Source organism: Bacillus cereus group sp. MYBK220-1 (genome assembly GCF_051916445.1).
GTDB lineage: Bacteria > Bacillota > Bacilli > Bacillales > Bacillaceae_G > Bacillus_A > Bacillus_A cereus.
Genome location: NZ_JBQAGQ010000008.1, coordinates 196,774 through 210,754 on the forward strand (window position 1 = coordinate 196,774; position 13,981 = coordinate 210,754).

Genomic DNA, 13,981 nt, shown 5'->3' on the forward strand with positions numbered 1-13,981 from the left:
GGATTTTTACATATTAACTTTTCGTCATCTCATGCCCAATTGCACGATATCCTATATCACTTCGATAAAATAGACCATCACTCTCAATTTTACCGATTTCTTTATATACTTTATCTTTTGCTTCTTGTAAACTATTTGCCTTACAAGCAACAAATAATACACGGCCACCGTTCGTTACAAAGTCCCCATGTTTCATTGCTGTACCTGCATGGAAAACAATCACATCTTGCAGTGCATCTAGTCCGCTAATAATATCACCTTTTTTATATGCTTCTGGATATCCTTTAGAAGCAAGTACAACACCGATTACCGCTTCTTCTGACCATTGTAACGTTAGTTCACTTTCATCTAATACAGCGTTACATACATCAACTAAATCGTTTTCTAATCGAGGTAATACAACTTCTGTTTCAGGATCACCGAAGCGTGCATTAAATTCAATTACCTTCGGACCATCATTTGTTAAAATAAGACCTGCGTATAAAATACCTGTAAACGAACGGTTTTCTTCAATCATCGCCTTAGCAGTTGGATGCAATACGGTTTGAATCGCTTCTTGAACTGCTGATTCTGGAATTTGTGGTACTGGAGAATATGCACCCATTCCACCCGTATTTGGACCTTTATCACCATCAAAAGCTCTTTTATGATCTTGGGCGATTACCATTGGATGTACAGTTGTTCCATTCACGAATGCCATTAATGAAAATTCTTGTCCATCTAAAAACTCTTCAATAACAACCTTCTTACTTGCCGCGCCGAATTTCACATCTTGCAGCATTTCTTTCACAGCTTGTAATGCCTCTTCAAGCGTCATCGCTACCGTTACACCTTTACCAGCAGCTAGGCCGTCAGCTTTAATAACGGTTGGTGCACCAACTTTTTGAATGTACTGTACTGCTTCTTCATAATCTGTAAAAGTTTCGTACGCCGCAGTTGGAATATCATACTTTTTCATAAGCTCTTTTGTAAAAGCTTTACTACCTTCAATAACAGCAGCCGCTTTATTCGGACCAAATACGCGAAGTCCCTCTTCTTTAAAACGATCAACAATTCCATTCATAAGCGGAATTTCTGGTCCAACGAAAGTTAACTCAACATTATTCTCTTTTGCAAATAAAACTAATGCATCAAAATCATTTTCATCAATATCAACTGGTGTTGCAACATCTCTCATACCTTCATTACCTGGTGCTACATATACCTTTTCTACTTTTTCAGATTGTGCAAACTTCCAAGCTAAAGCATGCTCACGCCCACCGCGGCCAATTACTAAAACATTCATATTTCATCCCCCAATAATTAAATAAGTACAAACTAGAAGCTATGCTCCTAGTTTGCTTTTTCATATCAATAAAAGGTTATCTCGACCGGACTTTTTAAACATCCTCTATTAGTGTTTGAAATGACGTACGCCAGTGAACACCATAGCAATCCCATAAGTATCTGCCACTTTAATAGAATCTTCATCACGGATTGATCCGCCCGGTTGAATGATTGCTGTAATTCCTGCTTTTGCTGCTTCTTCTAATGTATCTGGCATTGGGAAGAAAGCATCAGATGCAAGCGCGCTACCTTGTGCTTTTTCACCAGCTTGTGTAATTGCGATTTTTGCAGAACCTACACGGTTCATCTGTCCCGCACCGACACCAATTGTCATGTCATCTTTCGCTAAAACAATTGCGTTTGATTTCACATGTTTTACAACTTTCCAAGCTAGTTTTAAATCTTTCCATTCTTGCTCTGAAGGTTCACGTTTCGTTGGAATTGAAATTGTACTTTCATCTAATGATAACGTATCTTCCTCTTGAACGAGAAGTCCACCTTGTACAGAAGTTAGTTTTTTGCTTGCACTTGTCGCTTTTTCAATATTTATAGTTAATAAACGTAAGTTCTTCTTACTTTGCAACACTTCTAAAGCTTCTTGCGAGAACGAAGGTGCGATAACAATTTCTAAGAAAATTTCATGTAACTTTTCTGCTGTAGCTTTATCAATTTCACGATTTGCTGCAATAATACCGCCGAAGATTGATACTGGATCTGCTTCATAAGCACGAGTATATGCTTCGTGAATATTAGTTCCTACTCCAACACCACATGGATTCATATGCTTTACTGCTACTACTGCTGGTTCTGTAAATTCTTTTACGATGCTAAGCGCTGCGTCTGCATCATTAATATTGTTATACGATAATTCCTTACCGTGTAATTGTTCTGCGTATGCAACAGAAGACGTTGCTGCGAATGGCGCTTTATAGAAAGTTGCTTTTTGATGTGGGTTCTCGCCATAGCGTAAGTCTTGCTTTTTCTCAAATGTCACCGTTAATGTTTCTGGACTTTCTTCACCCATTTGCTCTGTTAAGTAGTTAGAAATTAACGCATCATACGCTGCTGTATGACGGAATACTTTCGCTGCTAGTTTACGTTTTGTTTCCTCTGCTACTTCACCGTTCTCTTTCAGTTCTGCTAACACAATATCATAATCTACTGGATCTACAATTACAGATACGAATTTATGATTTTTCGCAGCAGAGCGAATCATTGTCGGGCCACCGATATCAATATTTTCAATTGCATCAGCAAATGTTACATCAGGCTTAGCGATTGTTTCTTTAAATGGATATAAGTTAACAACAACAAAGTCAATTGGCTCCATACCTAATTCATTCATTTGTGTTACATGTGTTTCATTATCACGAACTGCTAATAGACCACCATGAATATTTGGATGTAACGTTTTCACACGGCCATCCATAATTTCAGGGAAACCAGTTACTTCAGAAATACCAATTACTTGTAAACCGTTTTCTTCTAGTAACTTTTTCGTACCACCTGTTGAAATAACTTCAATCCCTTGTTCTAGTAACCCTTTAACAAATTCTACTACTCCTGTTTTATCTGAAACACTTACTAATGCACGCTTTTTCATTTATCCTTCACCCCTGGTTGTATGTTAGTTAACAGTTGATTCTTTCACAGACTGAACAATTTGATTCACTGTATTTACGTATAATTTATGTTCAACTTGTTGAATTTTCTTTTGTAAACTTTCTCTCGTATCCCCTTCAGAAACAACCACTGCTTCTTGCGCAATAATTGGCCCTGTATCCATACCTGCATCTACATAATGAATTGTTACTCCAGTTACTTTCACACCTGCTTCTAACGCTTGACCGACAGCATCTTTACCCGGAAAGCTCGGTAGTAATGATGGATGAATATTAATAATCTTCCCGCCGTATGCTTCTAGTAACGTCGGCCCGATTAACCGCATATATCCAGCTAAAATAACATAATCAATTTCATATTCTTCTAGCTTCTTTAATATCTCTTTTTCAAATGCTTCTTTTGACTCATATGCTTTCGCTGAAAAAGCAAAACACGGAATATGATGATAATTTGCCCGTCCAACAGCGCGTGCTTCTGGTTTATCACATACTAATAAACTAATTTCTGCATCCAATCTTTTTTCTTCTACCGCATTAACGAGAGATTGAAAGTTAGATCCGCTTCCAGAAGCAAAAACTGCTAATCTACTCATAGTGCTGTGCCCCCATTAAAAGTAACGCCAGCTCCTTGTATAGTACGTCCAATAATACGAGCCATTTCTCCTTGCTCTTCAAGAAGACGAACAACATCTTTTGCATCTTCTTCCTTCACTGCTACTACCATACCAATACCCATGTTAAAAATATTGAACATTTCTTTTTCTTCCAGTTTTCCAACTTCTTGAAGCAAACTAAAGATCGGCTGAATTTCCCAAGATCCTAGTTCAATCTCAGCACCGATTCCTTCTGGCAACATGCGTGGAATATTTTCAATAAATCCGCCACCTGTAATATGCGCCATACCGTATACTTCATGTTTCTTCAATAGTTCTAAAATAGGTTTGACATAAATTTTCGTTGGTTTTAATAATTCTTCACCAAGAGGTAGTTCTAAGCGGCCATAAATACGCTCTAAAGATAGTTCTCCATCTTCTAGTAACACTTTTCGTACTAAAGAGTAACCATTGCTATGAATACCGCTAGATGCTAAGCCAATTAGCACGTGACCAGCTTCAATCTTTTCACCTGTTACAATTTTCTTTTTATCAACAATCCCAACTGTAAAACCAGCTAAATCATATTCTTCCGTAGAATACATTCCTGGCATTTCAGCTGTTTCTCCACCGATTAATGCACAACCAGCTTGGCGACAGCCCTCTGATATACCTTTGACGATGTTTTCAATTTTACTAGGTTCAGCTTTACCACAAGCAATATAATCAAGGAAGAAAAGCGGCTCTGCTCCTTGGACAACAATATCATTTACACACATCGCTACTGCATCAATACCAATTGTGTCATGTTTATCTGCCATAAAAGCGAGCATCAATTTCGTTCCCACGCCATCTGTTCCAGATACTAATACAGGTTCTTCTAATGCAAATTTTGATAGATCAAACATACCTCCAAAACCGCCTAAACCGCCTAGTACTTCTTTTCTCATAGTTGTTTGTACGTGTTTTTTCATGCGAGATACCGCTTCATATCCAGCTTCAATATCTACTCCTGCTTGCTTATATGCATTCGCCATCGTTATTTACACCTCGTCTTTTAATTTCTCCCCATCCAGGGCGGGCTATTTTAAGAAAGGAGCTAGCTTCTACATCAAAAGAAGTAGAAGCTTGTTTCACTTTTCTTATTTCATACTTTCTAAAAGCTCTTGCTCATAATCATAAAGAGCTGTTGGATAGTCCCCATTAAAGTAAGCCATGCATAGGCCACCATATTTCCCTTCATATGGACGTCCAATTGCATCTACTAATCCATCTTCGCTTAAAAATGTTAAAGAATCTGCTCCGATCATTTCACGGATTTCTTCTACTGTATGATTTGCTGCAATTAATTCTTTTCTCGTTTGAATATCAATGCCATAGAAACATGGATATTTCAGAGGTGGTGAAGCAATTCTTACGTGAACTTCTGTCGCTCCAGCTTCACGAAGCATACGAACAATTCGTTTACTTGTCGTTCCTCTTACGATAGAGTCATCAATCATAACAACTCGTTTCCCTTCAACTACACCTCTTACTGCGGAAAGCTTCATCTTAACCCCTTGCTCTCGCAGTTCCTGAGAAGGTTGAATAAACGTACGTCCAACGTAACGATTTTTAATTAATCCTAACTCATATGGAATACCTGTCGCCTCCGCATAGCCAATCGCAGCTGAAATACTAGAGTCTGGTACACCAGTAACAACATCTGCTTCAATAGGAGCTTCTGCCGCTAAACGTTTCCCCATATTCTTACGTGCTGCATGAACGTTAACGCCTGCAATATTAGAATCTGGTCGTGCAAAGTAAATGTATTCCATACTACAAATTGCATGTTCTACATCATTTGTGAAACGATCTACGTGAATTCCTTCATCATTAATGATAAGTAATTCACCCGGTTCTACATCACGAATGTATGTTGCACCTACTACATCAAAAGCACATGTTTCAGATGCTACAACGTAAGCATCCCCCATCTTTCCAATTGAAAGCGGACGGAACCCATTCGGATCTAATGCAACGATCATTTCATTTCCAGTTAGTAAAAGATACGCAAACGCACCTTTCACTTTGTTTAAAGCTTCTTTTACACTTTCAATTAAAGAATCTTTCGTACTACGTTTAATAAGATGTAAAAGTACTTCTGTATCTGAACTAGTTTGAAAAATACTGCCCTCTGCTTCTAATTCACGACGAAGCATTTTTGCGTTAATTAAATTTCCGTTATGAGCTAACGCCATACTATGATCGGAAAAACGGAACAACAATGGTTGAACGTTAGCAACTTCACTTCCACCAGCTGTTGCATATCGTACATGTCCGATTGCTGATTTTCCATTTAATCCTTCTAGCTCACCTCTTGAAAACACTTCTGATATTAAACCTAACCCCTTGTGACCGACGATTTTTTCCCCATTATTTACGACAATGCCTGCGCCTTCTTGCCCACGGTGCTGTAAACTGTGCAATCCGTAGTATGAAACTTGTGCTGCATTTTCATGCCCCCAAATTCCGAAAACGCCACATTCTTCGTTTAACCCCTTTATTTCAGCAAGCATGGGATTGCCCCTTTCCAAGCCTTTCTCATTTCATCTACATTTGCTGTAAGTAATACTTCATTTTCTTCATTATGAATTGTTACTTCATTTGTACTTGTTACTTCTCCAACTTGGATTGCTTCTACCACTTTCTCAAACGCCTCTTTATTTTCACGTTTTACAGTTATCACGAAGCGAGACTGTGATTCAGCGAATAATGCTGCTGTTGCTTCTCCATCTAATTTCACAGTAGCACCTAAGCCTTTAGCACCAATTGCACTTTCTGAAATCGCAACTGCTAAACCACCTTCAGCAACATCATGTGCAGATTGAACAAGACCAGCTTGAATTGCTTCTAATACTTGTTTTTGGCGTTTTAATTCTACATCTAAATCGATACTTGGTGATTGACCGAAAATTTTGCCGTGAATCATTTTCTGTAATTCACTTCCGCCAAACTCAGCTTTCGTCTCACCAATTACATACACTAAATCACCAGCTTGCTTAAACTCTTGTGTTGTTACATGTTTTAAGTCATGCACAAGTCCGACCATTCCAACAGTTGGTGTTGGATATACAGCTTCACCACTACGCTCGTTATACATCGATACGTTTCCGCCGATAACTGGTGTTTGTAATGTGCGACAAGCTTCACTCATACCGTCTACTGATTTCTCAATCTGCCAGAAGATTTCTGGTTTTTCTGGGTTACCGAAGTTTAAGCAATCTGTAATTGCAAGTGGCTCTCCGCCAGAACATACGATATTACGCGCTGCCTCTGCTACTGCAATTTTACCGCCCATCTCTGGGTCTAGATAAATGTAGCGAGAGTTACAATCTGTCGTCATTGCTAATCCTTTTTCTGTACCGCGTACACGTACAACTGCAGCATCTGAACCTGGCGTAACAACTGTGCTTGTGCGAACTTGGTAATCGTATTGATCGTATACCCACTCTTTACTTGCAATTGTTGGTTGCTGTAATAAAGCGAATAACGTTTCTTTATAATTTTCTACTTTTGGCGTTTCCATTTTCATTGCTTGGAATTCAGCAAAGTATGCTGCTTCTTTTGATGGCTTATGATAAATTGGTGCTTCTTCTGCTAAAGCATCTGCTGGAACTTCAGCTACCTTTTCACCTTTATGGAATAAACGAAGCATTTTATCTTCTGTTACTTTCCCCATCGTAACCGCTGCAAGACCATACTTCTCAAATAAATCTACTATTTCTTGTTCTCTACCTTTTTTCACGACAATTAACATACGCTCTTGTGATTCAGATAGCATCATTTCATATGGTGTCATTCCTGTTTCACGCTGTGGTACATCATCTAAGTACATTTCAATACCCATTCCTGCTTTACTTGCCATTTCTGCAGATGATGATGTTAAACCAGCCGCACCCATATCTTGAATTCCAACAAGTGCATCGGATTGAATTAATTCTAAACACGCTTCAATAAGAAGCTTTTCCATAAATGGATCCCCTACTTGAACCGCTGGACGTTTCGCTTCTGAGCTTTCAGATAGTTCTTCCGACGCGAATGTTGCACCGTGAATACCGTCACGACCAGTTGATGCTCCTACGTACATTACTGTGTTACCAGCACCGTGCGCTTGCCCTTTTTTAATGTCTTCGTGGTTAATCAAACCTACGCACATTGCATTTACAAGTGGATTTCCTTCATAACATGGATCAAATTGTACTTCGCCGCCAACAGTCGGAATACCGATGCAGTTACCGTATCCTGCAATTCCTGCTACTACTTCTTCGAATAAATATTTCACACGTGGTGACTGTAATTCACCGAAACGAAGTGAGTTTAATAGAGCTACCGGGCGTGCTCCCATAGAGAATACGTCACGAATAATACCACCAACACCTGTTGCAGCTCCTTGATATGGTTCAATAGCTGAAGGATGGTTATGACTTTCCATTTTAAATACAACTGCTTGATTATCACCGATATCTACAATTCCAGCACCTTCTCCAGGTCCTTGCAGAACGCGCTCACCTGTAGTTGGAAACTTACGAAGAACTGGTTTTGAATTTTTATAACTACAATGTTCAGACCACATTACAGAGAATAACCCTGTTTCTGTATAATTTGGCAGACGACCTAAAATCTTTTCAACCATGGCAAACTCTTCGTCTGTTAGCCCCATTTCCGCATATATACGCTCTTCTTTAATTTGTGTTGGATTTGGTTCAAGCATTAACGACATATGTTTCCCTCCACTGTTTTAAGATAGATTGAAAGACTTTTAACCCTTCAGCACCGCCAAGTAATTCATCTACAGCACGCTCTGGGTGCGGCATCATACCAAGTACATTTCCTTTTTCATTTACAATACCAGCAATATCTGAAACGCTACCGTTAGGGTTTTCTACGTAACGGAATGCGATTTGATTGTTCTCTTCTAATTGTTTAAGAGTCGCTTCATCACAATAGTAATTCCCCTCACCATGCGCGATTGGAATATTAATTATTTCATCTTTTTCATATTGTGATGTAAACATCGTTTCATTATTTTCAACACGTAACTGAACAGTGCGACACATAAATTTTAAGTTTTCGTTTCTTATTAACGCTCCTGGTAGTAATCCTGATTCAACAAGAATCTGGAATCCATTACATACACCTAAAATCGGCTTTCCTTGCTCAGCAGCTTTTTGCACTGCTTTCATTGCATTAGCAAAGCGAGAGATAGCACCGCAGCGTAAGTAGTCACCATAAGAAAATCCACCTGGTAGTAGAATTGCATCATATTCATCTAAATTCTCTGTATCGTGCCAAACGTAATCTACTTCTTCGCCAAGCTCATCTTTAATTGCATGGAACATATCGACATCACAGTTCGAACCCGGAAATACTATTACGGCAAATTTCACTGTGCGACAACCTCCTCAACTTCATAACGGAAGTCTTCCATTACAACGTTCGCTAATAGTTTTTCACACATTTCTTTTACCTTGCTATCTAAATCAGATACAGATTTATCAATTGTTAGTTCCATGTACTTTCCGATTCGAACGTCTTGTACTTCTGTGAATGAAAGACTATGAAGTGCTCCTTTTACTGCTGTTCCTTGTGGATCTAATACGCTTTCTCTTAATGTTACATATACCTTAACTTTATACATGTGAAATTCCCCCTAAACGTTTTAAAATCTCTTCATAAGCATCTGTTAAATTTCCAAGATCACGACGGAATACATCTTTATCAAACTTTTCATTGCTCGTTTCATCCCATAAACGGCAAGTATCTGGTGAAATTTCATCCGCTAAAATGATTTCTCCTTCTTCCGTTACACCAAACTCTAATTTGAAATCTACTAATCTTACACGACAGCTTGCGAAATGATCAATCAACACTTGATTGATTTGTAGAGCCATATCTCGTAATACACTTACTTGCTCTGGCGATGCAACGTTTAATACACGAATATGATCTTCCGTTACAAGCGGATCTCCTAAATCATCATCTTTGAAGTAAAATTCTACGATTGGTTCTGCAAGTACAGTTCCCTCTTCCATTCCTAATCGTTTTGAAAGACTTCCTGCAATTACATTTCTTGTGACAACTTCTAAAGGAATAATACTCACTTTTTTAACAAGTTGTTCTGTTTCAGATAACTTCTCAACAAAATGTGTTTTAATTCCCACTTCTTGTAACTTTCTGAACAATAAAGTTGTAATTTCATTGTTCAAACGACCTTTTCCTGTAATCGTCTCTTTTTTCTCCCCATTGAAAGCAGTCGCACTATCTTTGTACTCTACCCAAACCATATCTGCTGATTCTGTACGATAAATTCTTTTTGCCTTACCTTCATACAGCAATTCTAGCTTTTGCATTTCGCAAGCCCCCTGTAGTTTGAAAAATGTGAATAATATTTTTATAAAGAATGGCACAGAATGACTCTATTCTGTGCCATATGAAATTTTACGCTTCGTTTAATCCAAGGCGTTCAAAGATTGTATCAACGTGTTGCATATGATGCTCATAGTTGAAGCATTCATTAATCTCTTCTTGTGTTAACTTGCTTGTAATACGCTCATCAGCTTCTACAAGCTCTTTAAATTGTACTTGTGTTTCCCAAGCTTCCATCGCTTTAGGCTGTACGATATCATAAGCTTCTTCACGTACCATACCTTTGTCGATTAGTGTAAGCATTACGCGCTGAGAATAAATTAAGCCGTATGTTCTTGTCATATTACGTTTCATATTCTCTGGGTATACAGTTAAGTTTTTAACGATATTACCAAAGCGATTTAACATGTAATTTAATGCGATTGTAGCATCTGGTAAAATTACGCGTTCTGCCGAAGAGTGAGAAATGTCACGCTCATGCCATAATGGAACATTTTCGTAAGCTGTCATCATATAACCGCGGATAACACGAGCTAAACCAGTCATATTTTCAGAACCAATTGGATTACGTTTATGTGGCATTGCAGAAGAACCCTTTTGACCTTTTGCGAAAGCTTCTTCAACTTCACGTGTTTCACTCTTTTGTAAACCACGAATCTCAACTGCCATCTTTTCGATAGATGTTGCAATTAGTGCAAGTGTTGACATGTAGTGTGCGTGACGATCACGTTGCAATGTTTGTGTTGAAATTGGTGCTGCTTCTAATCCTAAATTTTCACAAACATATTTTTCTACGAATGGATCGATATTTGCATATGTACCAACCGCACCAGATAGTTTACCAACACGAACTGTATCAGCAGCTTGTTTGAAACGCTCTACGTTACGTTTCATCTCTTCATACCAAAGACCAAGTTTTAAACCAAATGTCGTTGGTTCTGCATGAACACCGTGTGTTCTTCCCATCATGATTGTGTATTTATGCTCTTTCGCTTTGTTAGCTAAAATGCTTACAAAGTTCTCTAAGTCTTTTAATATAATTTCATTCGCTTGTTTTAAGATGTAAGATAATGCTGTATCTACTACATCTGTAGATGTTAAACCGTAATGAACCCATTTACGTTCTTCGCCTAATGCTGGCGTTTCTGATACAGCACGAGTGAATGCAACTACGTCATGACGTGTTTCTTTTTCAATTTCATAAATACGATCAATATCAAATGATGCATGTTCACGAATTTTTTTAACATCTTCTTTTGGAATATCGCCAAGCTCAGCCCATGCTTCACAAGCTAAAATCTCAACTTCTAACCACGCTTTAAATTTGTTCTCTTCCGTCCAAATCGCACCCATTTCAGGGCGTGTATAACGACTAATCATCTTTTTCCCTCCAACAGTTGTTCTTGATGGTCCCAAATATGCAAACTCTTCGCTTTTTCTAGAGCGACTTCAATATTATCATTTAAAATATTAACATGCCCCATTTTTCGCTGTGCTTTTGCTTCTTCTTTTCCATACAAGTGTAAATAGCACCCGGTTAATCTATTCACTTGTCTTAGGACCCCTTCTATATGTTCGCCTAAAATGTTTACCATGACAACTGGTTTTAACAAATTTGTTTCTCCTAGAGGTAAATTACAGATTGCTCGAATATGTTGACCAAATTGACTCGTTTCACATGCATCCTGTGTATAGTGTCCTGAATTGTGAGGTCTTGGCGCTAATTCATTAATATAAATCTCACCATTATCTGTAGCAAACATCTCTACAGCTAGTGTTCCCACAAGTTCTAATTCATCCGCAAGTACCTTTGCATACGCAATTGCTTTTTGAGAAAGCTCTTCTGTAATGCGAGCTGGAACGATAGATTCATGTAAAATGTTATTTACATGAATATTTTCTGCTACTGGAAACACTTTTGTTTCACCACTTACACTACGAATCACAATAACTGATACTTCTTTTTCAAAAGGCACCCATTTCTCTAAAATACATTCTGCTTTATCCACAAGATTTCTTGCTGCCTCAACATCAGCTTCACTTCTTAAAACAACTTGCCCTTTCCCATCATATCCACCTGTCGTCGTTTTTAAGACGGAAGGGAATGATAACCCAGCAATTGCTTCTGTAAGCTGATCTTGATTTTGAACTAATCTATACGTTGCTACTGGTAACCCAGCCTTCTCAATCGCATTCTTTTCTGTAAAACGATTTTGCGTTGTATTTAACAACTGACTACCTTGTGGTAAGTACGCATGTTTTTCAAGCCATTGTAAACATCTATAATCAATATTCTCAAATTCATATGTGACAACATCACTTATCTCTGCTAAATGCTGAATTGCTTTTAAATCATCATATGGTGCAACAATTTCAATATCAGCAACTTGTGCACATGGCGAATGCTTTGTAGGATCTAAAACAGCAATTTTATATCCCATCTCCTTAGCTGCCAATGCCATCATTCTTCCTAGCTGGCCGCCTCCAATAATACCGATTGTTTTTCCAGGTAAAATGATTCTCGTCATACTAGCTCACTACCTTCACGCACATCTTTTTCAATCGCTTCTCGTCTCAATTCTAATGCATCATGTATATCATCATGAAATGATCCAAGTATTTGTGCGGCAAGTAATCCAGCATTCGTTGAACCGGCTTTACCAATTGCAACAGTTGCAACTGGAACACCTCCTGGCATTTGGGCGATGGATAATAATGAATCTAAGCCGTTTAATGCTTTTGATTGAACTGGAACTCCAATTACAGGAAGATTTGTCTTCGCTGCAACCATTCCTGGTAAATGTGCTGCTCCACCAGCTCCAGCAATAATAACTTTCAATCCACGTTCACGAGCCGTCTCTGCATATTCAAACATATAATCCGGAGTCCGATGAGCGGATACAACTTTTTTCTCATACGGTATATTTAATTCATCTAAAATGTCACAAGCATATTTCATTGTTTCCCAGTCTGACGTACTTCCCATTATGACTCCAACTAGTGATTTCATATTAGAATCCCCCCGATTCAAATAAAAAAAGCCTGAAATAGAACAGTTTCTCTTTTACTATGAGAGAAAGCGCTCTACTCAGGCATACGTATCCCTTGTGAATAGAAAAATACCGAGTGACTTTCCCTCATAGTCTAACGAATAACGGTCGTTAGGTAGAGACTTGCAGGCCATATCCCCGCGATTATATGAGGTCTTATATTATTGTTTCTATGGCTATATTAACAATATTTCATAAACAATGTCAATAAATAATCGAATGTTTTTTTATTAGCAGTCAATAACGTTCGTGTTTTAGTTATATTCAAAAGAAGAATTGCAACTATATACAAGAAGAAAAGGGAATTAGAATATATATTTCTAGAGATCTATTTTATGTATTTATCGTTTAAATAGCACTTCAGTATGTTTTTAATCAAAATATATACACTCTTGTATTATTATAACGATTTAATTTCTAAGGAGGATAACTGTTAAAGAAAGAACTATGCTATTATCCTATTTATTTTTCTCTATTGCAGTAATTTCTGTAATTATAAAATATTTATAGCATCTCATTATTTAAAATATATACTTATGATAGAAATAATGTGTCCTATTTTAAGTATTACTTTAGCGACATTAGGAAAATCAGGAACACAAAAAATCATTACTATTATTTTAAAGAGTCTCTACTTCATTCTTTTTTCGTCTGTAGCTTTATTAAATTTACGGATTATAGCATTCGGTAAATAAAAATAAACACAAAAAAACCTAAGTCAAAATAACTTAGGTTCTTGCTTGGCGACGTCCTACTCTCACAGGGACAAGGTCCCAACTACCATCGGCGCTAGAGAGCTTAACTTCCGTGTTCGGTATGGGAACGGGTGTGACCTCTCTGCCATCATCACCAAACTATGAAGGCATATTCCTTCAAAACTAGATAACATTTGCTACATATTATATGGTTAAGTCCTCGATCTATTAGTATTCGTCAGCTCCACATGTCACCATGCTTCCACCTCGAACCTATCAACCTGATC

12 protein-coding genes, 1 rRNA gene, 1 pseudogene and 1 riboswitch are annotated in these 13,981 nt (G+C 37.9%); of the genes and pseudogenes, 1 reads left to right on the forward strand and 13 read right to left on the reverse strand.

Annotated features, from left to right (window positions below; all coding sequences use genetic code 11):
• Positions 1-13 precede the first annotated feature (13 nt).
• From purD to purE, 12 genes are all read right to left on the reverse strand, one after another.
• On the reverse strand, positions 14-1,285 hold the full coding sequence (gene purD, locus ACTFRU_RS24945; protein WP_440037948.1) for a phosphoribosylamine--glycine ligase: 1,272 nt from the start codon (positions 1,283-1,285) through the stop codon (positions 14-16).
• A gap of 108 nt (positions 1,286-1,393) precedes the next feature.
• Positions 1,394-2,929, reverse strand: a complete 1,536-nt coding sequence (gene purH / locus ACTFRU_RS24950) for a bifunctional phosphoribosylaminoimidazolecarboxamide formyltransferase/IMP cyclohydrolase (protein WP_006926241.1) — start codon at positions 2,927-2,929, stop codon at positions 1,394-1,396.
• A 24-nt stretch (positions 2,930-2,953) separates the two neighbouring features.
• Positions 2,954-3,541, reverse strand: coding sequence for a phosphoribosylglycinamide formyltransferase (gene purN, locus ACTFRU_RS24955; protein WP_000088589.1), 588 nt, complete (start codon positions 3,539-3,541; stop codon positions 2,954-2,956).
• Positions 3,538-4,578: a phosphoribosylformylglycinamidine cyclo-ligase gene (gene purM / locus ACTFRU_RS24960; protein ID WP_001262439.1), complete on the reverse strand. Its 1,041-nt coding sequence runs from the start codon at positions 4,576-4,578 to the stop codon at positions 3,538-3,540. The genes purN and purM overlap by 4 nt, the downstream gene beginning before the upstream one ends.
• Positions 4,579-4,683: 105 nt before the next feature.
• Positions 4,684-6,099 carry an amidophosphoribosyltransferase gene (purF, locus tag ACTFRU_RS24965; protein ID WP_000879025.1) on the reverse strand — a complete coding sequence of 472 codons (1,416 nt, stop codon included), beginning with the start codon at positions 6,097-6,099 and terminating at the stop codon, positions 4,684-4,686.
• On the reverse strand, positions 6,084-8,303 hold the full coding sequence (gene purL / locus ACTFRU_RS24970) for a phosphoribosylformylglycinamidine synthase II (protein WP_000055564.1): 2,220 nt from the start codon (positions 8,301-8,303) through the stop codon (positions 6,084-6,086). Before purL ends, purF begins: the two co-directional genes overlap by 16 nt.
• Positions 8,287-8,970, reverse strand: a complete 684-nt coding sequence (gene purQ / locus ACTFRU_RS24975; RefSeq protein ID WP_000666774.1) for a phosphoribosylformylglycinamidine synthase subunit PurQ — start codon at positions 8,968-8,970, stop codon at positions 8,287-8,289. Before purQ ends, purL begins: the two co-directional genes overlap by 17 nt.
• Positions 8,967-9,221 (reverse strand): phosphoribosylformylglycinamidine synthase subunit PurS, encoded by a 255-nt coding sequence (gene purS, locus ACTFRU_RS24980; RefSeq protein ID WP_000278823.1) that lies wholly within the window; start codon positions 9,219-9,221, stop codon positions 8,967-8,969. Before purS ends, purQ begins: the two co-directional genes overlap by 4 nt.
• Positions 9,214-9,933 (reverse strand): phosphoribosylaminoimidazolesuccinocarboxamide synthase, encoded by a 720-nt coding sequence (purC, locus tag ACTFRU_RS24985; protein ID WP_001170544.1) that lies wholly within the window; start codon positions 9,931-9,933, stop codon positions 9,214-9,216. Before purC ends, purS begins: the two co-directional genes overlap by 8 nt.
• An 88-nt stretch (positions 9,934-10,021) precedes the next feature.
• Positions 10,022-11,329, reverse strand: coding sequence for an adenylosuccinate lyase (purB, locus tag ACTFRU_RS24990; RefSeq protein ID WP_000625682.1), 1,308 nt, complete (start codon positions 11,327-11,329; stop codon positions 10,022-10,024).
• Complete coding sequence (purK, locus tag ACTFRU_RS24995) at positions 11,326-12,477, reverse strand: 5-(carboxyamino)imidazole ribonucleotide synthase (RefSeq protein ID WP_000196774.1); 1,152 nt, start codon at positions 12,475-12,477, stop codon at positions 11,326-11,328. The genes purB and purK overlap by 4 nt, the downstream gene beginning before the upstream one ends.
• Positions 12,474-12,959, reverse strand: coding sequence for a 5-(carboxyamino)imidazole ribonucleotide mutase (purE, locus tag ACTFRU_RS25000; protein ID WP_000839365.1), 486 nt, complete (start codon positions 12,957-12,959; stop codon positions 12,474-12,476). The genes purK and purE overlap by 4 nt, the downstream gene beginning before the upstream one ends.
• Before the next feature lie 110 nt (positions 12,960-13,069).
• A riboswitch (purine riboswitch) is annotated at positions 13,070-13,171 on the reverse strand.
• Between the two features lie 275 nt (positions 13,172-13,446).
• Between purE and ACTFRU_RS25005 the strand changes: the two are divergent.
• A pseudogene (locus ACTFRU_RS25005) lies at positions 13,447-13,694 on the forward strand (hypothetical protein).
• Between the two features lie 43 nt (positions 13,695-13,737).
• Here ACTFRU_RS25005 and rrf read toward each other — a convergent pair.
• Positions 13,738-13,853 (reverse strand): 5S ribosomal RNA (rrf, locus tag ACTFRU_RS25010).
• Between the last annotated feature and the right edge of the window lie 128 nt (positions 13,854-13,981).